22 protein-coding genes and 1 pseudogene are annotated in these 26,131 nt (G+C 68.4%); 9 read left to right on the top strand and 14 right to left on the bottom strand.

From position 1 onward, the window contains the following. Window positions 1-28: 28 nt before the first annotated feature. From ACPPVT_RS19935 to ACPPVT_RS19920, 4 genes are all read right to left on the bottom strand, one after another. A complete protein-coding gene (locus ACPPVT_RS19935; RefSeq protein ID WP_426563358.1) occupies window positions 29-331 on the bottom strand; it encodes a hypothetical protein in 303 nt (100 codons plus the stop codon). A 164-nt stretch (window positions 332-495) separates the two neighbouring features. Next, window positions 496-1,347 carry an alpha/beta fold hydrolase gene (locus tag ACPPVT_RS19930; protein WP_426563356.1) on the bottom strand — a complete coding sequence of 284 codons (852 nt, stop codon included), beginning with the start codon at window positions 1,345-1,347 and terminating at the stop codon, window positions 496-498. Window positions 1,348-1,510: 163 nt separating this feature from the next. Further along, entirely contained in the window at window positions 1,511-2,203 is a 693-nt protein-coding gene (locus ACPPVT_RS19925) for an alpha/beta fold hydrolase (RefSeq protein ID WP_426563354.1), read from the bottom strand. Between the two features lie 117 nt (window positions 2,204-2,320). Then, window positions 2,321-5,125 (bottom strand): ATP-binding protein, encoded by a 2,805-nt coding sequence (locus ACPPVT_RS19920; protein ID WP_426563352.1) that lies wholly within the window; start codon window positions 5,123-5,125, stop codon window positions 2,321-2,323. A 261-nt stretch (window positions 5,126-5,386) separates the two neighbouring features. Between ACPPVT_RS19920 and ACPPVT_RS19915 the strand changes: the two genes are divergently transcribed. Further along, on the top strand, window positions 5,387-5,902 hold the full coding sequence (locus ACPPVT_RS19915) for a DUF1003 domain-containing protein (RefSeq protein ID WP_426563350.1): 516 nt from the start codon (window positions 5,387-5,389) through the stop codon (window positions 5,900-5,902). Window positions 5,903-5,976: 74 nt separating this feature from the next. Here ACPPVT_RS19915 and ACPPVT_RS19910 read toward each other — a convergent pair whose 3' ends face one another. Beyond that, complete coding sequence (locus ACPPVT_RS19910) at window positions 5,977-6,663, bottom strand: YoaK family protein (RefSeq protein ID WP_426563348.1); 687 nt, start codon at window positions 6,661-6,663, stop codon at window positions 5,977-5,979. Between the two features lie 186 nt (window positions 6,664-6,849). Between ACPPVT_RS19910 and ACPPVT_RS19905 the strand changes: the two are divergent. After that, window positions 6,850-7,743, top strand: a pseudogene (locus ACPPVT_RS19905) (KUP/HAK/KT family potassium transporter); the annotation flags it as partial. A gap of 15 nt (window positions 7,744-7,758) precedes the next feature. After that, window positions 7,759-8,187 carry an OsmC family protein gene (locus ACPPVT_RS19900; RefSeq protein WP_426563346.1) on the top strand — a complete coding sequence of 143 codons (429 nt, stop codon included), beginning with the start codon at window positions 7,759-7,761 and terminating at the stop codon, window positions 8,185-8,187. 242 nt (window positions 8,188-8,429) lie between these two features. Here ACPPVT_RS19900 and ACPPVT_RS19895 read toward each other — a convergent pair whose 3' ends face one another. From ACPPVT_RS19895 to ACPPVT_RS19870, 6 genes are all read right to left on the bottom strand, one after another. Continuing rightward, the gene (locus tag ACPPVT_RS19895; protein WP_426563344.1) at window positions 8,430-8,852 is read right to left on the bottom strand and encodes a DUF1003 domain-containing protein; all 423 of its coding nucleotides are present in this window, start codon (window positions 8,850-8,852) and stop codon (window positions 8,430-8,432) included. A 99-nt stretch (window positions 8,853-8,951) separates the two neighbouring features. After that, window positions 8,952-9,548, bottom strand: a complete 597-nt coding sequence (locus ACPPVT_RS19890; RefSeq protein WP_426563342.1) for an HdeD family acid-resistance protein — start codon at window positions 9,546-9,548, stop codon at window positions 8,952-8,954. Between the two features lie 107 nt (window positions 9,549-9,655). Continuing rightward, window positions 9,656-10,102 (bottom strand): hypothetical protein, encoded by a 447-nt coding sequence (locus ACPPVT_RS19885; RefSeq protein ID WP_426563340.1) that lies wholly within the window; start codon window positions 10,100-10,102, stop codon window positions 9,656-9,658. Window positions 10,103-10,213: 111 nt separating this feature from the next. Then, window positions 10,214-11,077 carry a poly(3-hydroxyalkanoate) depolymerase gene (phaZ, locus tag ACPPVT_RS19880; RefSeq protein ID WP_426563338.1) on the bottom strand — a complete coding sequence of 288 codons (864 nt, stop codon included), beginning with the start codon at window positions 11,075-11,077 and terminating at the stop codon, window positions 10,214-10,216. Further along, the gene (locus tag ACPPVT_RS19875) at window positions 11,074-12,762 is read right to left on the bottom strand and encodes a PHA/PHB synthase family protein (RefSeq protein ID WP_426563336.1); all 1,689 of its coding nucleotides are present in this window, start codon (window positions 12,760-12,762) and stop codon (window positions 11,074-11,076) included. The genes phaZ and ACPPVT_RS19875 overlap by 4 nt, the downstream gene beginning before the upstream one ends. Before the next feature lie 112 nt (window positions 12,763-12,874). Next, the gene (locus ACPPVT_RS19870; RefSeq protein ID WP_426563334.1) at window positions 12,875-13,522 is read right to left on the bottom strand and encodes a TetR/AcrR family transcriptional regulator; all 648 of its coding nucleotides are present in this window, start codon (window positions 13,520-13,522) and stop codon (window positions 12,875-12,877) included. Between the two features lie 143 nt (window positions 13,523-13,665). Here ACPPVT_RS19870 and ACPPVT_RS19865 point away from each other — a divergent pair, with 143 nt between their 5' ends. The 6 genes from ACPPVT_RS19865 (at window position 13,666) to ACPPVT_RS19840 (ending at window position 20,279) form a co-directional block, all read left to right on the top strand. Continuing rightward, window positions 13,666-14,799 (top strand): VOC family protein, encoded by a 1,134-nt coding sequence (locus ACPPVT_RS19865; protein ID WP_426563332.1) that lies wholly within the window; start codon window positions 13,666-13,668, stop codon window positions 14,797-14,799. Further along, a complete protein-coding gene (locus tag ACPPVT_RS19860; RefSeq protein ID WP_426563330.1) occupies window positions 14,796-15,734 on the top strand; it encodes a fumarylacetoacetate hydrolase family protein in 939 nt (312 codons plus the stop codon). Before ACPPVT_RS19865 ends, ACPPVT_RS19860 begins: the two co-directional genes overlap by 4 nt. Continuing rightward, entirely contained in the window at window positions 15,731-17,617 is a 1,887-nt protein-coding gene (locus ACPPVT_RS19855) for an acyl-CoA synthetase (protein WP_426567213.1), read from the top strand. The genes ACPPVT_RS19860 and ACPPVT_RS19855 overlap by 4 nt, the downstream gene beginning before the upstream one ends. After that, window positions 17,614-17,967, top strand: coding sequence for a DoxX family protein (locus ACPPVT_RS19850; RefSeq protein ID WP_426563328.1), 354 nt, complete (start codon window positions 17,614-17,616; stop codon window positions 17,965-17,967). Before ACPPVT_RS19855 ends, ACPPVT_RS19850 begins: the two co-directional genes overlap by 4 nt. Beyond that, window positions 17,964-19,499: a bifunctional 3-(3-hydroxy-phenyl)propionate/3-hydroxycinnamic acid hydroxylase gene (locus tag ACPPVT_RS19845; protein ID WP_426563326.1), complete on the top strand. Its 1,536-nt coding sequence runs from the start codon at window positions 17,964-17,966 to the stop codon at window positions 19,497-19,499. Before ACPPVT_RS19850 ends, ACPPVT_RS19845 begins: the two co-directional genes overlap by 4 nt. A 213-nt stretch (window positions 19,500-19,712) precedes the next feature. Next, the gene (locus ACPPVT_RS19840; protein ID WP_426563324.1) at window positions 19,713-20,279 is read left to right on the top strand and encodes an excalibur calcium-binding domain-containing protein; all 567 of its coding nucleotides are present in this window, start codon (window positions 19,713-19,715) and stop codon (window positions 20,277-20,279) included. 324 nt (window positions 20,280-20,603) lie between these two features. On the opposite strand, the gene ACPPVT_RS19835 is transcribed toward ACPPVT_RS19840, so the two are convergent. From ACPPVT_RS19835 to ACPPVT_RS19825, 3 genes are all read right to left on the bottom strand, one after another. After that, entirely contained in the window at window positions 20,604-21,677 is a 1,074-nt protein-coding gene (locus ACPPVT_RS19835; protein WP_426563322.1) for a TolB family protein, read from the bottom strand. A gap of 320 nt (window positions 21,678-21,997) precedes the next feature. Next, a complete protein-coding gene (locus tag ACPPVT_RS19830; RefSeq protein ID WP_426563320.1) occupies window positions 21,998-22,738 on the bottom strand; it encodes a hypothetical protein in 741 nt (246 codons plus the stop codon). A 135-nt stretch (window positions 22,739-22,873) separates the two neighbouring features. Continuing rightward, a complete protein-coding gene (locus ACPPVT_RS19825; RefSeq protein ID WP_426563318.1) occupies window positions 22,874-26,050 on the bottom strand; it encodes a BTAD domain-containing putative transcriptional regulator in 3,177 nt (1,058 codons plus the stop codon). Window positions 26,051-26,131 lie beyond the last annotated feature (81 nt).

Here is a 26,131-nt window from a genome sequence, read left to right as displayed (position 1 = left end):
GCGGACGGCCATGCTGGCTCGGGCGACCTCAAGCATCTGGGTGCTTGTCGTCGGCCCGAACCTTCACCGCGCGCATCACCATCAGAGAGCACCCCACCTTGGCCAGGGCATCACCGAGGAGCACCTGCACGTCCAGGACCGCATCGGGGATCGTCGCGGCCAGCACGGTCATCTTGACTCTCAAGTCGCTCTTCCCGCTGAAGCTGACCCCGCCATGCGCCACCGATAGTCGGGTGATCAGGTCGGCCACCTTGGCCTCGGTGAGCGGATCTTGGAGTTCAACATCGACGGTGGCGCGCCAGGGCACCGCTTCAGGGTCCACGTCGCGCATCCTGCCACCAGATTCACGGCCGGTCGTGATCGGCGCCTGATCCTTTCCTCCGGCTCGCTCGGCAACTGCCCACAGGAGCGGATCTCGGAATGGGAGCGCGCTCCCGCGCGAGTCCCGCAAGTGCCCCGGCCCACGCGGATGAGCCGGTGCACTGAACGGCGAGGTCAGCAGGTCGCCTTAGCTGCGTCCTTGATGAGTCGGGCGACGGTCCGGGGGTGGCTGATCATCGCGACGTGGGACGAGGTGGGCACCTCGACGACCTTGCGCGCCTTGGCGCGGCTGTACATGAAACGCTCGCACGCGGGCGGGATCGCCTTGTCCCGGCCGGCGACCAGCCCCCACGACGGGATCGTCTTCCACGCGGCGGCCGTCGTCGGAAAGATGAACGAGTCCGCGTCGAACGGCCGCTGGGTGGCCTGCAGGACCCGGAATGCATCCTTGGAGATGTCGGCGGCGAAGGCCGCCTGTCCGTCCTTGCTCAGGTACAGGTCGGTTCCGGTGGTGCCGTCCGCCTTGGTGTACGCGACCGGCACACTCACCGGGAGGACCTCGCTGCCCGGGAACTTGTTGATCAGGTCGCCTTGCGTCTCGCCCACGTCGGGCACGAACGCCGAGATGTAGACCAGCGCCTTGACGTTGCCCTTCCCGGCGGCGGCGTTGGTGATGACGGTTCCGCCCATGGAGTGCGCGACCAGCACAACCGGCCCGGGGATGGAGTCCAGCAGGCTGGCGATGTACGGGGCGTCCGTGGGGATCCCCCGGAGCGGGTTGGACCCGGCGATCGTGGTGTAGCCCTCGTGCTGCAGTTCGCGGATGACGTCGTTCCAGCAGGACGAGTCGGCGTAGCCACCGTGCACCAGCACGATGGTCGGCTTGACCTTCGGCCCGCGATTGGCGGCTTGCGGTTCGGCAGCGGCCGCCGCCTCTGCCCCGAGCCCAGTGCCGAGCAGCACAGCTGACCCGGCGACGGCTGCGCCCGTCATCAGCGCCTGGCGGCGCGAGATATTCGTACTCATGGTGAGCTCCTCGTTTCAATGAGTTGTGCTGACTTGGGTGCCGTCCTCTTCGCCGCAAGGCACGGGGGGGCTAGGTGCGGTCCCGATTCAGCGGGGCAGTTCCGCTCCAGGTCGGGCCTGACCAGGACGCAATGCGAGAGGCGGGTTTGACGGTCGCCTCGGCTCAGGTGAGCGCCTCGACGGCGGTGCGAATCAGGTCGGCGGCTGCCTGCGACTGGGAGACGTAGATCGAGTGGCTGCCGGGGGACTCCACGACGGTGGAGCCGGCTCGCTCGGACATAGCGCGTTGTGCGGGCGGGGGAATCATGTGGTCATCGGTGGCGATCAGGTACCAGCTGGGCTTGACGCGCCAGCCCGGCTCGCTGACCGTGCCGGCGAGGGCGTCGACGCCCCAGGGGACCTGGGAGTCTGCCATGAAGGCAGCCTCGTCGTGCGGGAGATCGCCGGCGAACGACTCGTGGAACTTGTCGCGGTCCAGGAACAGGAACCCGTCGCGGGGCGGCAGGATCGGGGGGACCGGGGCGCCCGGTGGTGGGTCGGCGATGAGCGTGTTCACCGACTCGCCCTTGTCGGGTGCGAACGCCGCGATGTACACCAGACCGACGACGCGGTCGTCGGTGCCGGTCTCGGTGATGACCACACCGCCGTAGGAGTGCCCGACCAGTACGACTGGCCCGTCGAGGCTGTCGATCACCTGCTTGGTGGCGGCGACGTCTCCGTCCAGCGACAGGGTCGGGTGCTGCACGACGGCAACGTTGTAGCCATAGGTTGTCAGTCGCTCGTACACGGCCTTCCAGCCGGAACCGTCGACGAACCCTCCGTGGACCAAGACCACGTTTGGCGTGGATGCAGGCATGGTGAGTCCTCCCTCTCGGATCTCGTTGAGCCCATGACGCTAGGGCGACGATAGGGTGGGCCGCATGAGTCAGATGACTCTGCTGGCGACTCCGATCTGACTGCCTGATTCCTCCGGCTAGCTCGTCGGGTCCGGAACGTCCCCCTGCGGGTGCGTCGAGGCGCCCGCGTCGTGCTGGTCCAGGGCCCGGCGTAGCGCGGCCCGTGAAGTGATCCCGAGCTTGGGAAAGATCCGGTGCAGATGTCCGGACACGGTGCGGTGGGAGAGGTAGAGCTGCTCACCGACCTGTTTGTTCGTGAGGCCGGTTGCCGCGAGTTCGGCGATGGCCCGTTCCTGGGGTGTCAGGTCCGCAGGTGGTGGCGTGGACGTGCGGGGTGGCCGGCGGTGGGCGGGTAGTGACGAACGCCCGGTGGCGCGCAACTCAGCGCTCGCCCGCAGCTGCCAAGGATGGGCTCCGAGTCGTTCGAACGTCTCCAAGGCGCGCTCGAGCTGGACGCGGGCATCGGTGGGACGGCGCAGCCGCCGCAGCCGCTGCCCGTAGGCCAACTGGACGCGGCCCAGGTAGAACGGCCACTGATCGGCATCGACGGTGGCCAGCGCCTCGTCGAACAGTTCAGGCGCGTCCTGGTCGTCGGCGGCCATCGCGCAGGCCGCGCGAACTGACAGCGCCATCCGCGGGGACAGGCTCGCGACGCCCGCCTCCTGCACGGCGTGGATGTGCGCGGACGCCTCGGCGAGGCGACCGGTGTGTACGGCGCCTTCGACTAGATCCATCAGGACCCACAGCGCGAACTGGACGTGGGCGGCCAGCACCCCGGCCGGGCTGATCCTGGCCGACCACCGGTACGCGCCGTCGTAGTCACCTCGACCCAGGGCTTCCACCGAACGGGCATGGGCCTCCATCTGGGTGGCAAGTCCAGCGCCGCGGGGTGTTCCCCATGACGTCAACGCCCTCAGCGCCTGGGACAGGGCATCCTCCTCTCCCCGAGACGCCGCTACCGCGGCGTGGACGTGATGGGCGGAGATCGCGAACAACGGGAACCGGTGCACCTGGCACAGCTCGACCACCTCGTCAGCACGAGCGATGGCGTCGTCCCAGAGACCAGACCAGTAGGAGTCCAGGGCCAGCAGGACCTGCGCCTGGATAACCAGTCCCGCGGCACCGACCTCGCGGCCGATCTGGACGACGCGCAGCAGGGCCGGCCGAGCTGGCGCCAACCGGTCGATCGTTCCGGCGGTGAACGCGACCTGGACGACCGCGGTCGGGTCAGCCTCGTTCGCCAACCCGGCCAGGGCCGCATCCAGGGCGGCGCTGGCTGCCGGGCTGGTACGGGCAGGGTCGGCGAAGGTTTCGCTGATCAGGCGAAGGGACCGCGGGACGTGAGGTTCGAGCCTGTCCAAGGCGTCGTAGAACGGCTTCCACAGCTCGGCCCGGCCACCGAAGAAGCAGATCATGCTCAGCGCGCTCAGGGCGTGCACGAGACCCAAGTCGCTGACCGGCTCGCCGTCCTCGAGTGCGCCGACGATCAGGCGGTGGGCGGTGTCGATGTCGCCATCGCCGTTGACCAGCACGAAAGCAGCCGTTACAGCGGCCTGGAATGAGTCCTTGACGTGAGGGTCGGCGTTGTGAGCGTCCGCGAGCAGGCGCGCCGCGTCCTCGAGTTCGCCGGTCACACCCGCGCCTGCGAACGCTGCCTCAGCGAACCGCCGTCCCCGCGCTGGCCCAGGTGGGGACAACTCCGCGGCCCGGGTGAGGGCGGCGACCGCCCCGACAGCATCACCACGAGCAAGGATGCGGGTGGCGGCCTGCTCGAGCAGCGCGGCGCAGGTCTCGTCCACGCCGACGGTCGCCTCGGCCATGTGCCATGCCCGGCGTTCAGGGTGATCGCCGAGCTGCTCGGCGATCACCCGATGTGCAGAGCGACGTTCCTCGCTCGTGGCGAGCTCAACGACAGCAGACCGCGTCAGCGGGTGACGGAAAGACACAACCCCCGCCCTGTCATCGACAGCAACCAGGTGAATACGCTCAGCCGGTGCGAGAGCGCTGATGTCTGACGGGGGCTTGGCGGTGGTCGCGGCGGCTTGCAACACCTCAAGGTCACCAGAACTTTCCAGGGCGGCGAGCAGCAGGATGTGCCTTGTCACCTCGGGCAAATCGTGAATGCGGCCGGCGAACAGCGACTGCAGTCGTTGACCGAGCGGCAGCACAGCCGGCAGGTTTCCCGCTCGTTGGGCGATGCTGAGGGCGGCTGGCAGTTCGAGCAACGCCAGCGGGTTCCCCTCAGCCTCAGCGAGCAGGCGCCGTCGCACCGGAGCCGCCAGCGCCGGGTAGCGAGAGGTCAACAGCTCCTCGCCGGCGGCGTCGTCGAGAGGGCCTACCGTCAGGTTCGGAATGCTGTAGCGGTCGAAGTAGCTCTCCTGGCCGGGACGTGCCGCGGTTAGCAGCCCGACATGGCTTCCTGAGAGCCGGCGCGCCACGAACCCCAGAACGATGGCGCTGGGGCGGTCCAGCCACGGCACGTCGTCAATGATGACCAGCAACGGGCTCCGTCTGGCCATGTGCTGCAAGAGTGCGAGCGATGCTGAACAGACCGTCAGCTGGTCAGGCGGTGGACCTTCGGCCATGCCGAGCGCCGTGCTGAGCGCGGCGCCCTGGTAGGGGTCCAGGTCGGCCATGTCGGACTTCAGCGGTTGGAGGACCTGGTGCAAGCCGGCAAAGCTGACACCGGCCTCAAACTGCGCTCCCGCGGCGCGGAGGACGCGCACTCCTTGTTGACTAGCGATCTCCGCCACAGTGTCCAGAAGGAGCGTCTTGCCTACACCTGGCTCGCCGGACAGAAGCAACGCTGCCCCGTCGTTCACAGCTCCGGCCAGAAACGCTTCCAGTCGTTGCATCTCGGAGCCGCGCCCAACGGGTTCCATAGCTAAACCGAAGTCCCGGCTTTCATCCTGAGCAAGATCCGACCAAGCGGCTGACCCGAAACCCGGTCGAGCGCGCACGCCTCATCGCGGGCTCGCATCGCATCAGTGAACACCTCTTGTACCCGTTCGGGGTAGACGAATCGGACTGATTGTTCCGCCGGACCGTCCCAGATGTTGTCGACACCGGGGGCGGGCCGTAGCGACCCGCGCAGGCCGCGGTCTGCCAGTTCGGGCGCAGGGGTAGACCTCGACGGCGGCCGGATGTACACCCGCTCGGTGTCGGCGAAGGCGGTGATCTCGCGGTTGCGCGTCAGACCGACGCTGGCCGCAACCGTTCGTTGCTGCGACTCTCGCTCCATGTCAATCCCGCATCGGGCCGGGCCCGGTTCCCACCATCCCGCCGTCGCCGAAGACCTTCGGAAACACTCCGAGCGCCTGCAGGGGTCCATCGCCGACTTGATCACCCGCTACGCGGGCTCGATGTTGTTCGTCTACGTCCACATCGCGATCTTCGCGACTTGGATGCTGCTGCTTGAGAAGAACCCGTGGCCAACCTTGACGCTGGTTGTCTCGCTCGAGGCGATCTTCCTGTCGACGTTCGTGATGATCGGGCAGAACCGACAGGCCAGTTTCCAGCAGAACAAGGCCGACCACGACTTCCTTGTCGAGGAGCAGGAGTTGCACGCCAACACCGAGCTCACCAAGACGCTCGAGGTTTTGACGCGCGAGATTCATGCTGCGGTGGTCAAGACCAGACCCGGGACCGGCGCTGGTTGACCGGCGCGAAGCCGCCCTTTGGCGGGGGGACGGTCAGAGCACCAACCCGGTGCTCGCCACACCGATGGCGTGGTTCAGCGCCCGTCTCGGTTCGCAGACCTCGATGCGTTCCACGAGGTCGCGACGACGATGGCGAGCAGGGCGCTGCCGGTGACGAGTGCTGTCGTCGGGCTCTGTTGGAGGACAAGCGTGGCTCCGACGACGGCGCCGGCGAACATCGACAGGACTGCCAGGAGTCGGCGGACGAGCCCTTCACGGGAGCCGTGTCGGAGGTCGGACGCGAGTCCGGTCAGGGTCATCGTCAGCACGGTGGTGGTCAGGTCGGGGACGGCGAGGTGCCGTGCCACCGCGTTCTGCGTGCCCATCGCCACCGCGACATCGCGTCGCCCAGTTCCCGATGACGAGGCCGAGAGGCGGACGACCAGGGTGGCGATGGCGAACAGCAGGAGCTCGATCGTGACGGCGACGGCGAAGAGGCGTGAGCGGTCCGGACCGAGTCGCGCGATCAGCCGGCCGCCTGCGCCGGCACCGACGAGGAAGCCACCCAGCCCGCACAGGGACGCCGCGAGCGAGAACCCGGCAGCGCCGGCAACGGCGAAGCCGATGAAGACGACGTTGCCGGTCATGTTCGCTACGAACACCCGGCCCAGGGCCAGGATGCTGACCGCGTCGACGATGCCGGTGACAGCTGTGAGCGCGAGCAGCATTAACGGCAACCTGCCGTCCGTGCCTGCAACCAGTGACTTCACGACATCGCCCATCCTGGCACCGTCGGCCGTTCCGCGGTCAGTCCTGCGAGGAGGAGAGCGCCGCTGCCTACCCGGCCATGTCGTGAACACTGACGCGGGCCAACACTCGCGCCGACCCCGCGACGAGCTGGCCAGGCCCGGGCTGGGACCTTCAACCGTTCGTGCAGCCATGGCCGCACTACCCCTTTGGGTTCCTACGTGACGGATCGCGCCACTGGCTCGGTTAGCCCGCTCCGACTTGCGGTTGTGGTCGGCGCACTCGGTGTCGTTTTCGGCGACATCGGCACGAGCCCGATCTACACCATCCAAACGGTGTTCAACCCCGATGACCCGCACCCGGTCCCCGTGAGCACCGGCAACGTCTACGGCGTCGTCCCGCTGGTCTTCTGGTCGGTGACGATGATCGTCACCGTCACCTACGTCTCGCTCGCCATGCGCATCAGCAACGACGGCGAGGGCGACAGCATGATCACCCCGGCGATCTCAGTGCTCTCCGCCGTCGAAGGGCTCGAGGTCATCGACCCCTCGTTCGCGGACTGGGTCGTGCCCATCACCGCGGTCATCATCGTCGGGCTCTTCGCCGCGCAGAGGTTCGAGACCGAGGCGATCGGGCGGTTGTTCGGGCCGGTGATGATCGCCTGGTTCGTGGCCATCGGGTCCTGCGGCATTTGGGGCATCGGCAACGAACCGGAGATCCTGCGCGCGATCTCGCCGACCTACGCGGTCGGATTCCTAGCCGGCCACTTCCATCTGGCGTTCTCTCGTTGGCGGCCATCGTGCTTTCGGTCACTGGTGCCGAGGCCCTCTACGCCGACATGGGCCACTTCGGGCACAAGGCGATCTCGATCGGGCTGGATCTTCCTGGTCTTTCCCGCCTGTGCTCTGAGCTACTTCGGCCAAGGCGCGCTGATCCTCGAAGACCACGCCAACCTGTCCGCACCGTTCTTCCTGCTCACCCCGGACTGGGCGCGGATCCCGATGATCGTCCTCGCCACAGCTGCCACAGTGATCGCGTCTCAGGCCGTCATCACCGGCGCCTTCTCGGTCGCCTCCCAGGCCGCACGGCTCGGCTACCTGCCGCGGGTACGGATCTGAGACGATCGGCGAATGGCCGCAGACACGCATCGTTTCGTCACACTCGGCCGGGTCGAGGAGGGCGTCTACGTCGCCACCAACGCCCGCGGGAACGAGCTTCGGTTCGGGAGCAACGATCCGGACGGGTTCTCCCCGGTCGAGTTGCTGATGGCCGCGATCGCGGGCTGTTCCGCGATCGATGTGGACATCGTGACCGGCCGCCGCAGCCCGGCCGAGACGTTCCAGGCACGCGTCGATGCCACCTACGTGCGCGACGACACGGGCAACAGCCTCGACGACATCACCCTCACCATCGACGTCACATTCCCGGTCGGCGGGCGCGGTGACGCGGCCCGCGAGATCCTGCCGCGGACCGTAGCCAGGTCGCATGATCGCCTCTGCACGGTGACTCGCACAATCGAGCTCGGCCGCCAGGTCAGGACGGTGGTCGTTGAGCCGTGAGGTTGTCTCGACTGAGTGGGTGTGTCCCGTTCCCAGGCCACACCGGCTTCCCCTGAGCCGCCACCCGACCTTGCGGGTGGTCTGACGCTGGTTCCAATCCATGCTGCGAGGGACGACCTCGATGCCAGTTTCTTCGTGGCGGCTCGTGCCCGGGAAATCCATGACCCACAGCCGGGACCCGGAGGCCGGGGACACTGTGGTGCGCAGCCTTCGCGCCGAGGACTCACGCCCGGTTGTCGACCCTAGGATCGGGTCGAACGCCGCGTCGCGGTGTCGCTCGCAGCGTGGATCTCCTTCGTGAGATCGAGGATCTCGTCGGTCAACCGGAGAAGCCTCTCGTTCTGTTGCTCCTCTTCTTGGACCGTCTGCCACTGCTGGTCCGCGATCACTTGGCGCTTCTCGTCGGCGCGGTTCTGGCTGATCATCACAAACGTCGACAAGAAGATGGCCTCCAGTGACACGATCATCGTCAACAGGCCGTACGGGTAGTCCTCGACTCCAAGAATGATCCACAGACTGAACCAGGCAGCGTGGATGTACACGAACTTCATCGAGCCGGCGAACCGTGTCATCTGATCAGCAACCCGGTTCTCCCGGCGCTCGCTGCGCACTTGGAGATGCTTCAGCAGTGCTGGGCTGACCGGTGGCGGCTGGGCGGCTCTCATCTCTGCTCCCTTGCTCGTGCGCACCGCGCGCCGGGGCTCGTCGCTTGACGACCCCCGGCGGCGCGAAGTCGCTGGCGGTATCGGCCGCTGGAACGGTGGTCAGCCGACCAGTCGATCGGCCTGCCTGCCGACCTGGCGAAGGGTGAAGCCAGCGAAGATCTCGTTCACCCCGCGACAGATGGCCCACACCCCGACCAGCGTCACCAGCGTGACCAGCGAGCGCTCCCAGGAGCGGGCGGCCCACACACCGAGCACCAGTTCGGAGATGCCGAGCAGGAGGCTGGTCCACCACCACGACAGCTTGGGGCCGGCCAAGGCGTTGACGATGTGGATGGTGCCCAGGGCGATCAGATACCAAGCCACCATGATCGACACGACGAAGAGGGTGATGCCCGGCCAGACCAAAGTGACGACGCCAGCGGCTACCCCCAGGATCCCGCCCACGATGGACAGCCGTCGCAGCGTGGGCGCCCGTCTGGCGACCACGAGCTGGGTGATGCCGCCGAAGAGCAGCGCCGCACCAACGAACGTCGCCACCGCAGCCAGGCTGACTACCCGGTACGACAACACGAACGTGCCGAACAAGACCCACAACGCCCCAAGGGCCACGAACCACCACGAGGCGGCCGACGCGTCCCGAGTGCCGACCCTTACCGTTTCACGCAGCGGGTCCAGGGTCTTCACGTCACTACTCATTGCACATCTCCTTGGGTTGTGCCGCGGCAGGCAAGGTTTCAACGGTTCCTTGCCTGCGGTGGCGTGAGTGCTGGATCGAGAACTGGCGCGTGCCAGTCCGACCGGGACTACGAGCTGGCTGCGGCCTTGGCGAGCTTGTCGGCGTGGGCGCGGGCATGGATGGCGTCGAGCATCGTCAGCTGTGCGTTCTCGACCGCCCAGTCGGCGAAGTCGAGCGCCTCGGCGGCGTCAGTCTCTGCCCAGTCCGCGTCGGTCGCCGCGACCTTGGCGTCCACCTGGCGAGTGCGCTTGTCGACGTTCGCCTTGACGTCGCTCATCGTGGCCGCGGCGTCAGTCTTGATCTGCATCCACTTCTGGCGAGCGCCGTCGGCGCCGTGCGAGACCTCCTGCCGTGCGTTCTCGACGGACTGGTTCAGATCGGCCTGAGCGCGAGCGATCCGCTCCTTGAGCTGCTCGTCGGACTCGGCGGCGGCAGTCTGCACCGCCGACCTGGCCGTCGCGACCCGCTGCTGCAGATCATCCAGGCGCGAGTAGAAATCTGTGTGCTTGGTCATGAGTTGCCACCTTCTTGGGTTGGGTTGGGCTCGCTTGGCATTTGGTGCCTTGCTGCACTTCTGACGATATCGTCAGTTCAACCCTCAAGTCAAGAGAAGATGAGGAAATCCTCAGTTATGAGGAGGATGGTCGAGTGACCAGTCGATCGCCGCTCCACGGGGGTCCTCGCCGCTGGGCGCGGTCAGGAAGTGCGAGACGAGCGGGCCGAGCTCGTTGGCGGAGGTGAGCAGCCCGAGGTGGCCGTCGTCGAAGACGTGCAGGGAGGCGTTGGGCAGCAGCGCGTGCATGATGCGCGCGTTCGCCAGCGGGATGATCGGGTCGGCTCTTCCGGCGAGGATGAGGGTGGACTGCCGGATGAGCGGCAGCGCGGGCAGGCTCGTCCAGCCGACCCCGGCGAGGAGCTGCAGGAAGTACCCGGCTCTTGGCTCTAGGCGCTCCCGCTCGTACATCACGCGCCTGACCTCGTCCGGCCGTTGGCGCATTCGGCCGCCGTACATCTGCGGTGCGATGGCCGTGGCGTAGGTCGGGTCCCGGTACCGCCTAGGGGTGACCATCTTGCTGAGCACGCTCAGGCGGGCCGGCACCATCAGCATGCCGGTCCCGGTGCTGACGAGCACCAGTCGTCGGCAGCGCCGCGGGTACTGGAACGCCAGCTGTTGGGCGAGCCCCCCGCCCCAAGAGATGCCGAGGGTATCGAAGCGGTGGTAGCCGAGACGGTCGACCAGCGTCCCAACGAGCCACGCCAGCATCGCGAAGTTGTAGGGCACCTTGGGAGCGGGGGACCCTCCCACGCCGGGTACGTCGAACCTGACCACCTCGATCCTCGGATCGACCTCGTTGACGAACGGCTCGAGCAGGTCGAGGCTGGCCCCGATTCCGTTGCAGAGCACCAGCGGTGGGCCGGGGGTCGTGCCCGGCCGGACGGCCACCCGCACGTCGTGGCCGAGGAGTCGGACCCGGCCGAACCCGGTCACTTGTCGAAGACGTAGGTGCCCGGCGCCTCGGCGAGCACGTTCAGGCGCGGCGACCCGAGCGTCTCGGGCGCCGGACGCCGCGCCCCGCAACGTCCATCGAGCCACGTTCCGAGGTCGGTCCACCACGTGCCATCGTTGACCTCAGCGCCGTCGAGCCAGCTCTTAGCGTCGACGGTCAGGTCGTCGTTGGTGCGGAAGGACGACTTGGGGTTGCCCGGCGGGTTCACGAGGGCAGCGATGTGACCGCTGGTGGACAGCACGAATTGAGTGGTGCCGCCGAGGAGCTGCGCGCTCCGGAAACAGTTCTCCCACGGCGTGATGTGGTCGGTCAGGCCGGCCACCACGTAGGAGTCCACCGTGATCTTGACGAGGTCGATCGGCACGCCGAGCACGGTCAGGGTCCCGGGCCGGGCCAGCGAGTTCTCCATCGCCAGGTCGACGAAGTCGGCGTGCAAGGCGGCGGTCATCCGGGTGGTGTCAGAGTTCCAGAACAGGATGTCGAAGGCCGGGGGTCGCTTGCCGAGCAGGTAGTTGTTGACCCAGTAGGTCCACACAAGGTCGCCGGGCCGGAGCCACGCGAACACCTCGGCCAGAGTCCGGCCGTCCAGGTATCCGCGTCGCGCCGACATCGCCTTGGCCCGGGCCGCCAACCCCTCGTCGATGAGGGCCGACACGGTCCCGGCATCGTGGTTGTCGATGACCGTCACGGCCAGGCAGACCGCGGCCAGCCGGTCCTGGCGACCGGTACCGGCGAGGTAGGCCGCTGCCAGGCTCGCGAGGATGCCGCCGGAGCAGGCTCCACCGAGCACCGTCTGCGTGCTGCCCGTCACCTCCTCAACGGCGTCGAGGGCGTCGAGGACGGCCCTGACGTAGGTGTCAAGGTTCCAGGAGGCGTGCCGCGAGTCCGGGTTGCGCCATGAGATGGCGAACATCTGCCTGCCCTGCCGGACGCCGAACTCCACGAGGCTGCGCCCAGGGGCCAGGTCGAGGGCGTAGTACTTGTTGATCGTGGGCGGGACCACCAGCACCGGCACCTCGTAGACCTCGTCGGACTGGGGTGCGTACTGGATCAGCTCCAGTACCTCGTTGCGGAACACGACCGCGCCCGCAGTGGCGGCGACGTTCTCGCCAAGGACGAACTCGCTGCCATCGACCATCTCTGGGACACGGGGACTCGAGGCCAGGTCCTTCACCAGCTGCCGGCCACCGCGCACGAGGCTCAAACCCGCAGTGTCGATCGCCGCTTTGGCGGAGGCCGGGTTGACCAGCGGGAGGTTGCTGGGGGCGCCGGCTTGGATGACGTTCTCGACGAGGAACTGCACACGCTTGCGGTCGCGTGGGCCGAGGTCGGTGTCGATCAGCAGCTGTTCGACCGTCTGGCTGGTAGCCAGGTAGAGCTGGACCAGCCGCCGCAGCACTGGGTTCTCGGCCCAGGCGACATCGGTGAACCGTCGGTCGCCGCGTAGAGGCGTCGACGTTGAGGCGCCGATCAGGATGCGCCCGGCTTCTACGCCCAGCCTGCCCACCCGCCGAGCGGTGGTCCTCGGCCTGCGCCCAAGAGAGACCGCCCACTTCGCCGTGGACAGGTCGGGAACGAAGCGGCGTAGCGGGCCGAGCGCCGCGTCGACCAGGAGGGCATCGAGCGGAGCGGCGTGGTCGGTGGTGCCGGCGGTAGTGGTCGTCATCGAGGGACCTCCATGGTCATGAACGGCGACGACCGCCGGGTCATTGCTCCCGAACGGGGCCGCGCAGAGACTGAAGAATACCCCATGAATGACGATTTCGTCAGTAGAGCACCTAACGCGCGGCAGCCTCGAGCGCGGGGAGCGGCAGTTTGCAGATGCGACGAGCCGCCGCAGCCCGCAGGCCGAACATGCGCAGAAGCTCCTCGGTCACCCGGTCGGTGGTCTCCTCGACATCGCGTTCGGGCTGGTCGAGCAGCAGCTGGCTAAGGGCGATCAGGGCTCCGGCGCTCATCGTCACTGCGACGTCGAGGTCTTCGACGTCGAAGCGGCCGGCATCCATGGCGGCCTTGATGTCGCGCCGGACACGTGGCGCCAGACCGCTGTCGGCGCTGAGCAGCCGGAGAACGTTGTTGAGGAAGACCCGGCTGAGCTCCGGCTCCCTGCGTTGGAGCCGTCCGGTGAGCCGGAAGCTGCAGGCGAACACCTCCGCGGGGTCCTCGATGTCCTTGGTCAGGTCGTCGAGCAGCTGACCGTAACCGTCCATCACGGCCTCGACAGCAGCTTCGAACAGCTGTTCCTTCGTCTCGAAGTGGTTGTAGAAGGAGCCCATCCCGACGTCCGCCGCCTGGGTGATCTCGAGGATCGGAACGTTCGTCCTACCTTCGGCGATCAGCGTCTGCGCAGCCCGGATCAGAGCTGCCCGGGTCCGGGCCTTGCGCCGGTCCAGTCGGTTGGCCTGCTGCGTTGGTGCGTTGCTCATGATCGGTCCTCGTCGTCGCCATCGGCGGGTTGCGTGCCCACATCCTAACGCAGAGAGTCAGAAATGAAGATTTCCTCACTATCACTTGACTGAGGGGAGGTTCATGAGTGACGATTTCCTCAACACATGAGGAGGTGCGACAGATGACCAGCCACCATGGGACTCACAACGACCTGCACAGCGAGCAGGGCGCGCTGCGCGGCGAGCACCCGGGACGCGCGAAGAATCCCGTCATCAAGGTGCTCGATCTGGCCTGGCTCGAGTTCTGCAAGCCCGACCTGGCGGCCTCGGAGCAGTTCGCGCACGCGTTCGGGTTCACCACGGTGAGTCGGACGGCGGACGAGCTCCAGTTGCGTGGGACCGACGTCGGCGTGCCCTGTGTGATTGTGCGTCGAGGATCACGGTCGAGATACGTCGGTGCCGCCTTCCGGGCGGTGGACTCCAGTGACGTGCTGCGGCTGGCCAACGCCACCGGAGCGCTGGTCCAGAAGCTGCCGGAGAGCATCGGCGGGCTCACCGTGGACCTGACCGACCCGAGCGGGGTCGAGGTCCGGGTTGTCGCCGACACCCGCGAGTTGGCAGCGCTGCCGCCCCAGCCGACTGGGGTGTTCAACTTCGGTCAGAACGCTGCCCGGACGAACGCTGTGCAGCGCCCGCCCCGTGAGCCCGCCCGGATCCAGCGGCTGGGGCACGTGGTGGTTCAGACCACGTTGTACCTCCAGACCCTGAACTGGTACCTCGAGCACCTCGGGCTCATCGTCAGCGACTTCAAGTACTACGCGGGCCAACGGGAACGGGGGCCCACGATGAGCTTCATCCGCTGTGACCGTGGCGCCACCCCAACCGACCATCACACGCTGGCGATGACGCTCGGCCCGCGAAACCGGTACGTGCACTCGGCGTACCAGGTGGGCGATCTCGACGCCTTGGCGGCGGGTGGGGAGTATCTCCGCGAGAAGGGCTTCCACCGCTCCTGGGGGATCGGCCGGCACATCGAGGGCAGTCAGGTCTTCGACTACTGGCGCGACCCGGACGGCCTCATGGTCGAGCACTTCGCCGACGGTGACCTGTTCGACTGCGCGCTGGAGCCCGGCTGGTCGCCGATGACGGCTTCTGGCCTGGCGCAGTGGGGGCCGCCGGTCACCAAGGACTTCCTCGGCCTGAACCCCGGTCCCGAAGCACTGCGCGAGCTCGTGTCGACGGCTCGCGCACTGCGCGACCACAACGAGTTCGACCTATCCCGCCTTCGCGGCCTCCTGAAAGTAGCCAGCTCATGACCATCACCGTCCTCAGGACCGACGACGCCTGGTGGGTCCGCACGCCGGGCGGCGCCGTCCGCATCGACACCGACGCCACCACCACGCGCGACCTCCTCGCCGAACCGGAGCGGATCCGTTCGGCGGCGAGCAGCAAGAAGACCTTCGACGAGGCCACGCTCGACCTGATCTCGCCCGTGACTGCACCCTGCCGCGTTGTGGCGCAGATGACCAACTACTCCAGCCACGTCAGAGATGCAGGCCTCAAACCTGAGACCATCCCGTTGACCTTCTTCCGCAAGACGTCCGGATCGATCAGCGGTCCGTTCGACGACATCGTTCGGCCAGATCACGTGCGCTGCCTGGACTACGAGGTCGAGATCGGCCTGGTGATCGGCCAAGAGCTGCCCGTGGGCGCGCGGGTCACCAAGGACAACTGGACGTCGTTCATCACAGGCCTCGTGGTGACCAACGACGTGTCGGCCCGCGACGTGCAACTGCCGAAGACCCAGTTCTACGAGTCCAAGTCCTATCCGACCTTCACCCCCGTCGGACCGTCACTTGTCCTTTTGGAGCAGGACGAGCTGAAGCGTTTCGGCGACCTGCGCCTTCGCCTGTGGGTCAACGGTGAGCTGCGCCAGGACTCCAGGGTCGACGACGACATGATCTACCCCCCATTGTCGGCGCTGCAGGCGTTGAGCCGGTTCCAGCGCCTGGACCCAGGTGACCTGCTCCTGACCGGAACCCCGAAGGGCACCGCCCTGAGCGCCCCTCCGAAGCCGGTCGAGATCATCGCCGCACTGCTGCCACCCGCACTGCGGTGGAAGCTCTTCTTCCAGCGCCAGGCCCAGAACCCGAAGTACCTCAAGCACGGCGACGTCGTCGAGCTCGCGATCGGCACCGACGACGGCGCCGTCGACCTCGGCCGCCAGCGCAACCTCGTCAGGAGCGCCTGATGAGCGACCTTCTCTGGCCGACGTACGACGGCCCGCACCACCTCGCGGCCATCGAGGACGTCCCCCTGGCCGACCGTGGCCTGCCCAGCACGACCTACGAGCTGCTGGTGCGGGCCGCCAGGCTGTGGCCTGACCGTCTCGCCTTGTCCGTGCTGCCGGACGCTGAGCGGTGGGAGCAGCCCACCGAGCGCACCTTCGCCCAGGTTCTGAACGACGTGCATCGCTACGCCAACCTCTTCCACCTGCTCGGCGTGCACCGCAGTGATGGGGTCGCACTCCTGGCGCCGAACAGTGACGAGCTCATCACCGCGACCCTGGCGGCACAGCTCGCCGGGATCGCCGCGCCGATCAACAGTGGCCTGTCCGCGGAGCACGTCGCCGAGCTGTTGCGCAGATCCGGCGCACGCGTCCTTGTGGCTGCAGGCCCGGATCTGGCACCTGAGGCCTGGGACAAGGCGCTGGACATCGCCCGCGAGGCCGGCGTGCACGCGCTGCTCGCGCTGCGCGCGACGGGGAGCGGCGCGGCGGAGGCGGAACTGCCCCCGATCGACGGCGTGCGGGTCGGCTACCTGTCCGCACTGGCGGCGGAGCTGCCCCCTGACCGGTTCGTCGGGCAACCTCCCTCGGCCACTGACCTCGCAGCCTTCTTCCACACCGGTGGTACGACCGGAACGCCGAAGCTCGCAGCGCACACCCACGCCAACGAGGTCACCGACGCCTGGATGATCGCCGCGATCGGGCTGCTGGACTCCGAGTCCGTGCTGTTCGCCGCGCTGCCGCTTTTCCACGTGAACGCTCTCGTCGTCACCCTGCTCGCGCCGTTGTTCAAGGGGCAGCAGGTGGTGTGGGCCGGACCCCTCGGGTACCGGGACACGCAGCTGTTCGGCACGTTCTGGAAGGTGGTCGAGCGGTATCGCGTCAGCTCCATGAGCGGCGTCCCGACGATCTATGCGGTGCTCGGCGGCCAACCGGTTGACGCCGACATCAGCAGCCTGCGTTTCGCCCTCGTCGGCGCGTCCCCGCTGCCGCAGGCTGTCCGCGAGATCTTCGAGTCAGCCACAGGGGTGCCCCTCATGGAGGGCTACGGCCTGACGGAGGCGACGTGCGCAAGCGCCCGCGGCTTCGTGGACTGTCCCGTCCCCGGCTCGGCGGGTCAGCGTCTGCCGTACCAGCAGGTGAAGGCCATCAAGCTCGATGCCGACGGTGAGTGGGTCGATCTGCCGACCGGAAGGGTCGGAGTGCTGGCCATCGGCGGCCCGACCGTGTTTCCCGGCTACGTCGTCGACCGAGGTCCCGACGGGCCAGTGCTGGACGGGCTGGGCAAGCTCCGCCAGGGATGGCTGGACACCGGCGACCTCGCCCGGGTCGACGCCGACGGTTTCATCCACCTCGTGGGCCGAGCCAAGGACCTGATCATCCGGGGCGGCCACAACATCGACCCGGCGATCATCGAGAACACCCTGCTCGCACATCCGGCGGTCACGGCCGCACAGGCGGTGGGCCGTCCGGACGTGCACGCCGGCGAACTGCCCGTCGCGTTCGTCACCCTCACGCCCGGCGCCACGGTCACCGGTGAGGAGCTGCGTGCCTGGGCGGCCGACCGCGTGTCCGAGCGGGCCGCGGCACCCAAGGCCGTCACCGTGCTGGACAGCCTCCCGATCACCTCCGTGGGCAAGCCGTTCAAACCCGCCCTCCGGGCACAGGCAGCTCGACAGGTCGTCGCCGAAGCGCTCGACGACGTCCCCACGGTCACCGCCGTCCGCGGCGTTGTCGAGGACGGCACGGTCGCCGTCGTCGTCGGCCTGACCTCAGGCGCGGACGAGACCTCGGTCAAGGAAGTACTCAACCGCTACGCACTCAACTGGAGATTGGAACAACCATGAACACGACGCCTGTCCTCGCCGGTATCCTGATCGTCGCCTTCGCGGCCCTCGGCTCTGCCAAGCTCGCCGCCGTACCCGCCATGCGCGCCAAGGCCGAACACGTCGGCTTGAGCGTCTCCGCATACCGGCGGATCGGCTTCCTCGAGGTCCTCGCCGTCCTCGGGCTGCTCGTCGGAGCGTTCGTCCCCGTGATCGGGTCCCTGGCCGCCGCGGGACTCCTCCTGCTCCTCGGGGGTGCGATCGTCGCGCACCTCCGCAACGGCGACGGCGCGCGTCAGATTGCCCCGGCCGTCGTCCTCGGCCTCGTTAGCCTCGCCTACCTGATCCTGATGCTCAGCGACCTCCGATGAACACTTCTGGGCGCGCGACCACCGGTACGGTCTCCGTCGTCATCGTGGGGGCCGGCCCGGTGGGCATCGCCGCCGCCACCCTCCTCGGGCAGTACGGCGTCGACTGCCTCGTCCTGGACCGCTGGGACGGCGTGTACCCCCAGCCGCGCGCCGTGCACCTGGACGACGAGATCTACCGGATCCTGGTGCGGCTCGGCGTCGGGGAGCAGTTCGCCGCCCTCTCTCGGCCTACCCGCGGGCTTCAGCTGATCGACCGCGACCACCGGACCTTCGCCGTGTTCGACCGGGACGGCGCCTGCGGCCGCCACGGACACCCGAGGGCCAACATGTTCGACCAGCCCGAGCTCGAGCACCTGCTGCGCACCAACCTCAAGGACCAGACCACAGTCAGCCTGCGCGGCAACGTCGAGGTCAGCGACGTCACCCAGGACGGGCAGAGCCGCGTCCGCGTGGACTTCACCGACCGCCTAACTGGCGGGCACGAATCCGTGCTTGCCACCTACGTCCTGGGCTGCGATGGGGCCAACAGCGTGGTGCGAAGGGCGATCGGTGCCACCATGGAGGACCTCGGTTTCGAGCAGCGCTGGCTGGTGATCGACGTGGCAAGCGCGGTCGAGCTCGACCAGTGGGAGGGCGTGCACCAGGTCTGCGACCCCCGGCGCGCGGCGACCTACATGCGGATTGGGGACACCCGCTACCGCTGGGAGTTCCGTCTCCTCGAGGACGAGACGGCCGTTGACTTCGAGTCCATCGAGGCCATCCAGCCCCTCATCGGCCCATGGGTCGAGGGCATCCCGTGCGACCAGCTGGAGCTGGTGCGGGTCGCGGAGTACCACTTCCGCGCGCAGCTGGCCGACCACTGGCGAGATCGCAACGTCTTCCTCCTCGGCGATGCTGCCCACCTGACCCCGCCCTTCATCGGACAAGGACTCTGCACCGGTCTCCGCGACGCGATGAACCTCAGCTGGAAGATCGCGGGCGTCGTCACTGGCGACCTCCCCGAGTCCGTGCTCGAGACCTATCAGGTGGAACGCAAACCGCATGCTCGCGCGCTCATCCAGCTCGCCAAGCTCGTCGGCATCTCCATGATCCAAGGTGGCAAGGCTGGTGAACTCCTCCGCAGGGCCATCGCCCCACGGCTGCACAGGATTCCCGGCCTTCGTGACCGGCTTCTGGACAGCGAGACCCCACCGCTGCGCCGGTCCGCGCTGGTCGACGGCCGCGGACTCCGCAAGTCCCTCAACGGGCGGCTTTGTCCGAACGCGCTGCTGGCGGACGGCACTCGGTACGACGAGGTGACCCGCGGCGGGTTCGTGTTCGTGACCGGCGTACCTCTCACGCCCGAGCTGCGGGCTGGGCTAACGGGCCGCGGGACCGAGGTGCTCGAGGTACAAGCCGGCTCGCCGCTGTACCAGTGGCTCGAAGACGGCAAGGCCGCGGCCGCCCTCGTTCGGCCGGACTTCACCGTGATGCGGGCTGGCCGTGACCCTGCCGCGCTCTCTGAAGCAACACCGAGGTATCCGGTTGCCTGAGCAACGCCGCGCCGCTGCCCACACAGCCGACCGGCCTCGCTCAACTGGGCACGGACATTCGCCCGGTGCATGCGCGGGCCGAGGTAGAACGAACGGTGCAGATCGCTGGATTCGGGCAAAGCGTGCTCGCTGTCCCTGCATTGGGACTAGCGTGGGAGGCCTCACCGGGGGGATGAGTGGGGGCACATCATGGTGAATTCCAAGGGTATGCGTGTGGCGCTGGTCGGGGCCGTCGGAGTCGGGCTCCTGCTGACCGGCTGCGGGGGAGCGCAAGACATCGCAGGGCCAACTGCGGCGCATCCGACGACCGCCACCGCGTCGTCGGTCGCCTCTGCGGACGCCGCAGCAACGAGCGCCGCAGAGGCGTCTGCCAGCGCGGACGCGGCGAAGACTTTGGCAGCGATCGCTCTGGCACAGAAGCGAAAGGCGGCTGCGGCCGCGGCCGCGAAGGCGAAGGCGAAGGCGGCTGCGGCAGCGGCCGCGAAGGCGGCTGCGGCAGCGGCCGCGAAGGCGAAGGCGGCTGCGGCCGCGAAAGCGAAGGCGGCTGCTGAGGCGAAGGCCAAGACAGTTGCGGCCGCGAAGAGAAAGGCGGCTTTGGTAGCCAGCGCAAAGGCGAAGGCGGCTGCCGCAGCTTCGGCGAAGAAGAGAGCGGCAGCGAACGTCTATTACGAGAACTGCGACGCGGCACGCGCTGCGGGTGCGGCGCCGATTCTGGCAGGTGAGCCGGGCTACAGCCACAAGCTGGATCGTGACGGCGATGGGGTTGCGTGCGAGAACTAACCTGATTGGATCGCAGCCCCCGGCGCTCGGCTGGCGCGGCCACAAGCGCCTCAGAGAGGGCCGATGGTTCTGGTTGATCAGCGGACACGATGAAAGTCGCAGCTGCATACGTGCTGGTGGGAGCGCTGCGCGGCCAGCTCTGTAAATCCGTCGCGAAAGCTTCGAAGGTTCGAATCCTTCACCTGCCACCCAGGAGCCGGGCCCGCACAGTTGACCGTGCGGGCCCTTGGTGTTCCGTGAATCGTCGCCGGCCGGCGCTCGCGACGGCGGGAACACTCTGGCTGGGTGAGCAGGGGCCGTCGTGCCGGGATGAGTCCATGGCACTCAGAACGACCACGCGGGAGAGAACTCGTGTCCGCTGGAGGTGACGCGGCGAGCGTGGCTGCCGTCCCACCGGCTGGTCCAGATGTCGACTTGGCCGCTGGTGTCGGGTTCCTGTGCGTAGGCGAGCTGTCGTCCGTCCGGTGACCAGGTCGCCGCGAAGCTGCTGCGCGGGCTGCCTGCGTTGTGGGTGACGAGCCGGGTGGTGCGGGTGCAGGCTGCCAGCGATCGGCAGTCCAGTGGCAGCAACGCGATGTCGCCGCGACCTGGGTGACCGCCGCCAAAGGTCTCGAACGAGACGAGCCCCGCGGTCGGGCCGTGCCGCGCCGGTGACACGGACGGACGGTCGGCGTCCAGCTCCCAAGATGTCAGTTGCTGGACCGCGGTGCCGTCAACGAGCATCCGGAACAGCGCGAAGTGCAGGACGCCGTCGACGGGCTGATCCCGCACGAACACGACGTGGCGGCCATCTGGTGCGAATCGGGCGACGTTGTCCTCGGTCGTTCCATGGGTGCCCGGTTCTGAGAAGCGGCGTGCGCCGGACCCGTCCAACCGGACGATCATGAGCACCGCGGACGTGGCGTCGCCTGTCACCGGGTCGACGGGACCGAGGACCCGGGTGACCAGGACGTGACGGCCGTCTGGAGCCCATGTCGGGTTGACGTCGGCCACGCAGTCCGGAATCGCGGCACAGCCCGTGTCGATCACCTGCGTCGCTCGGGGCCGATCGACGCGGGCCAGCACGATCTGCACGCCGGCGTCGGACTCCCGGTTGAACAGGACGGACCGGCCATCGGGGGAGCGCACCGGTTCGGTGTCGAAGGACCCGGCGTCCGGCCGCGTCAGAACCCGCGAACTGCCGGTACGAATGTCACCCACCACGAGGCGGGACATGGGCGCTGCGAGGTCATAGCTGTTCCACACCAGCCGGGTCGCGCCCGGATCCCGCTCGGCGGCGCTGGCGGCCGGGGCTGCGGCGAGCCCCACGACCAGCGCGGAGACCAGGCCGAGCGCTTGGCCAACTCGCCTGCGGCGCATCGTGCGGCCGTGGGAAGTGGGCGTCCTGTGGTCGTTCATGGTGGGCTCCAAGGTCGACATCTGAGGTCGGGAGCCAGCGTGGTGACCGGCTCTGGAGACGCTCTGGACTCGACGAGAGCGGGTCATCGATCGAGGGTTGTTCGGTCCCGCTCCCTCTACGCAGCAGCACCACCCGGCCGGGATGTCCATCCGGTCGATCTGCTGCGTGGCGATGCCGTCAGCCGGTGCCTGCCCGCCGCCAGGCGTTTGCCGGCAAGGTCGAGCAGGTCCGAAGGCCCGACTATGCGGCGGCGTCCAGCGAACTCCTGATGGCGGCACGGCCAAGTCGGGCAGCGTTGTAGGCCGTCGGCCGGTGGAAGTCATGGCGCAGCGAGCGGCGGCGCGACCGAGGCTTCCGGTGCAGTAGCGGACGACGTCCCGCTGCCAGCGGCATCCGCGCGCAGCAGACGGTGGCCGACCACGGCGAAGCCGACGGCTTGCAGGGCCGCGCCGAGGACCTCACCCCAGCTGCCGCCGAGGATGTGCAGGACCGGCCAAGCGATGACAGCGAGCCCGGCCCAGCGCGGCACGGCCCGGGACCGGACCAGCGCCAGGCCGAGTAGGAACGTGCCGACGATGTTGCCGAGCACGAACGTCAGAGCGACCGCGATGAAGAACGGCTGGTTAATGGTCAGGTCCAGGACGGCGACATGGTCCGCAGTCACGCCACCGTGCTCGGCCAGCGCGATGGTCGCGAACCCCTGGAAGAGCATCCCGAAGTAGCAGACGTAACCCGCAATCATCAGCACGCCACCGATCAGGCCAAGTCTGGCGGCGCCGACCCGGACCAGGCTCATGGCGCCGAGCACGGCCGGGATGAGCAACAGGCAGCCGAGCATCGCGGCGAAGGTCAGCCACTTGTCCGCGAGTGGGTGCGTCGCGGAGATTTCCAGCGCGCCGCGTGAGGTCGTGTCGTCGAGTCCGTTGGGGCTGGTGAGCGCGTCGCCGAGGTTCGCGACGACGAAGCACCACGGGGCAACGAACAGGGCTAGGGCCTGGCCGACGCGTCGACTGCGCGTCGTGCGACCGGTGTGAGTAGCGGCGGTCGTGATGTTGCTCATGTTGGGGCTCCAGCGCTCGAAAACGTGCGGTCGAAACCCAGGCTGGAGTGCGGCTCTGGAGAAGCTCTGGAGCCGGGCGGTGCCCCAGGTCGCTGGCTGGTGCGCGGCCGGTTTCGCGGGCGGTCAGACCGCAGGTCATTGCCCGCTGGTGATCTCGGGCAGACAGTCGGTGACGTCATCGAGGTAGCGGCGTTCGGGCAGGGCAAGGTCCAGACCCACCGCGGCGACGGCGTCGCGGAGTGCGTCCACCATGGCCCGCGCACGGTCGTGGTCGCCGCGGTGCCTGGCGCTGTATGCGGCCTCGAGGAGATAGACGACGCGATCTGGCAGCAGCCCCGTGGCCCGCTCGAGATGGACGACGGCCTGAAGGTGCCGCTCGGCGTCGTCCGGTCGACCAGACAGGCGAACCAGACGAGCCCTTCTTGGCGCCGTCTTCTGCAGCTTGAACCGCTGCGATCGGGAGTCATCGGCGGTCTCAGCCTGCCCCAGCAGGGCGTCGGCGCGGGCCAGGTCGCCGACCTCGAGTGCGATGTCGGCAGCCAGTGCGGCGCAGCGCACCAAGTTCAGGGTGTGGCCGGTCTCGCGAGCCAGCCGCGTCGCCGACTCTGCCGGTTCGGTGGCCGCGACGACGTCCCCCCTTCGCCAGGACAGCCGCGCGAGCTCCTCAAGGCTCCGAGACTGGCTGCGCAGCGAGGCCGCCTGGTTGGCCAGTGCCAGCGATGCCGTCAGGCGCTGCTCGGCGCGGTCCCAGTCCCCGGCGTCTGCGTCAAACGAACCGGCGGCGCGCAGCACGAAGGAACCGGTGTAGGCGTCCGCGTCCGGGTCGTAGATCCCCAGGAGCTCCTCCATGTGATCGTGGGCCCGACGAGCGTCGCGGTATCGCAACAGGTCGGACAACGTCAGCAGAGCCATCACCAGGACTGCGGAGCGGCTCGCCCACCCCCAGCGGGCCGGCGATTCGGGTGCATGCCTTCCCAGTGCCAGCGCCCGCTCGAACATCTCGATGTCGTCGCGGGTGGGGCCGTCCGCACGCAGCCAGGACTGCGAGTTGGCCCGCACACACAGGCAGAGGGCCTGCAGGAGCCCAGAGCCGGCCATTTGCGCACAGCGGGCCGCTTCGGCGCCTAGGTCGAGTGCCGTTTCTGGTCTGCCGATTGCCTCTGCCAGGAACACTGCGACGAGGTTCGCGGCGGCGCGCAACTCATCGGGGGTATCGCCGGGTGCTGCTGCCAATGCGTCGGTGACTAGCTCGTAGCCCTCCCGCGTGTACCCGAGGTCCCACCACAGCGGGAGGCAGTCGACGACCAGTGCGAGCAGCTTGGCCGGGTCGGCGCCACCGTCTGGGTCGGCGAGCCGGGCCAGGACGCTGCGCACCTCGTCCTGCTCCTCCCGCAGTCGCTGGACGAGGGCGGCCCCGGCAGCGCTCCGCGCTGCTCGCGAGACCTGCTCGGCCAGGTCGCACACCGACCGGGTGTGGCGTTCGAGGATGGCCGCGCGGGCAGCGGGGTCCTCAGCCAGTCGCTCGGCTGCGTAGTCGCGGATGGTGACCAGCTGGCGGTACCGCGGAGCGTCCTCGCTGCCGGACCGGTAGAGCAGGTTGCGCTCGTGCAGCTGGGCCAGCACCAAGGCGGTGTCCGCGCCCAGGTCGCTGACCTGCTCGACCTGCTCGAGGCGTGCGCCCGAGACGAACACGGACAGCTGCTCGAACAGTCTGCGCTGGGTCGGCGCCAGCGTCCCGTAGCTCCAGTCGAGGGCCGCCCGCAGCGTCTGGTGTCGTGCCGGTTGGTCTCCGCCGCGGCGCCGTCCGCCGAGCAGAGCCACTGGGCGGTCGAGGCGCTCCAGCAGGGCCCGCAGGGTCAACGTCGACGTGAGCGGGGCGGCGAGCTCGATGGTCAGCGGCAGCCCATCCAGACGCCGACAGACGCCTGCCAGAACGGCCACGTCCGGGTCGCGCACGACGAAGGCCGGGTCGGCTTCCTTCGCTCGCGCGATGAAGAGACGGACCGCCGGGCTACCTAGCACTGCATCCCGACTGTCTCCCGGCTCGGGAGTGGCCAGCGGAGCCACTGGGACCAGCTGCTCACCGGAGATGCCCAGCGGTTCGCGAGAGGTGGCCAGGACCGACAGCAGCGGGATTTGGGCGAGAACCTCAGCGAGGGCCGGCGCGGCATCGAGGAGGTGCTCCAGGTTGTCCAGGACCAGCAAGGTCGCCGGCAGGGCAGCCAGGATGCCCACAACCGCGTTGACCTCGGACGTGGCGGGCGCCGGCCTGCCCAGAGCGCCGATCGCGGTCTGCCAGAGCAGGCCGGCCTCGCGTACCGGCGCCAGGTCGACAAACGTCACCGACCGGTCCCCGGCGGCCGCAACCGCGGCCGCGACCTCGACGGCCAGGCGCGTCTTGCCACTACCTGCAGGCCCAGTGAGGGTGACCAGACGATGGGTCATCAAGAGTTCGCCCACCTCGTCCCGCAGTTGTTCACGGCCGATGAACGAGGAGAGTCGTGACGGCAGTACGGGGGGCCGTGGCTCGGCCGCGCCCGCGCCCTCCAGAGTCGGGCTCTGCTGCAGGATGTCCAGATGCATCCGGCTCAGCTCGGGACCGGGGTCTACGCCGAGCTCGTCCGCGAGGGCGTGCCGGGCCCGTTCGTAGGTATCGAGAGCCTCGGCCTGCCGGCCCAAGCGGTACAGGGCCTGCATCCGCAGCGCCACCAACGACTCTCGCATCGGGTGCGCGTCGAGCAGCGGATCCAACTGCGTCATCGCGGAGTCGGGTCGACCAAGCCGGAGCTCTACCTCAGCCGCCGCCTCCACCGTGGTCAGCCACTCAGCCTCGAACGTGGCTGCGGCGTCTGCCAAGACGCTCTGGGTGAACTCGACCAGCGCCGGCCCGCGGCGTTCACCGACCGCAGCGTGCAGGAGCCGGCGGGCGGCATAGAGGTCCCCGAGCGCTACCGCGTCCAGCCCCTCGCGGGCCCGGGCGCGAAAGCGCAGCAGGTCACACTCCTGCTCGCTGACATGCAGGCAGTAGCCGCCGCCGGACGAGGTCAGCCGGTCGCCAGTGGCACGACGACCGCGGCCTGGGTCGAGAACTGTTCGCCAGTGTGAGACGTAGCCCTGGACCAGGTTCGCGGCCGAGCTCGGCTGGTCCTCACCCCAGAGTCCGCTCGCTAGGCGGTCGGCGCTGACGGTTCGGTTCGCCGACACCAGCAGCATCGCCAGCAGCGCTTGACGGCGACCCGCGCCATCAGCGAGAACGTCGGCTGACTGGCGCACCTCGAACGGCCCGAGCACCCGGAACTCCGTGGCCTGCATGGCACCGCCTCAGGCAGCCAATCGCGTGACCACAAAATACCAAGCCGGACAGAACACCTCTGCCCGCGCGCGGGCCGCTCC

Source organism: Angustibacter sp. McL0619 (assembly GCF_049994355.1).
Classification (GTDB): Bacteria; Actinomycetota; Actinomycetes; order Actinomycetales; family Angustibacteraceae; genus Angustibacter.
The sequence above is the reverse complement of the archived record's forward strand: the minus strand, read 5'-3'. Positions and strand labels throughout refer to the sequence as shown.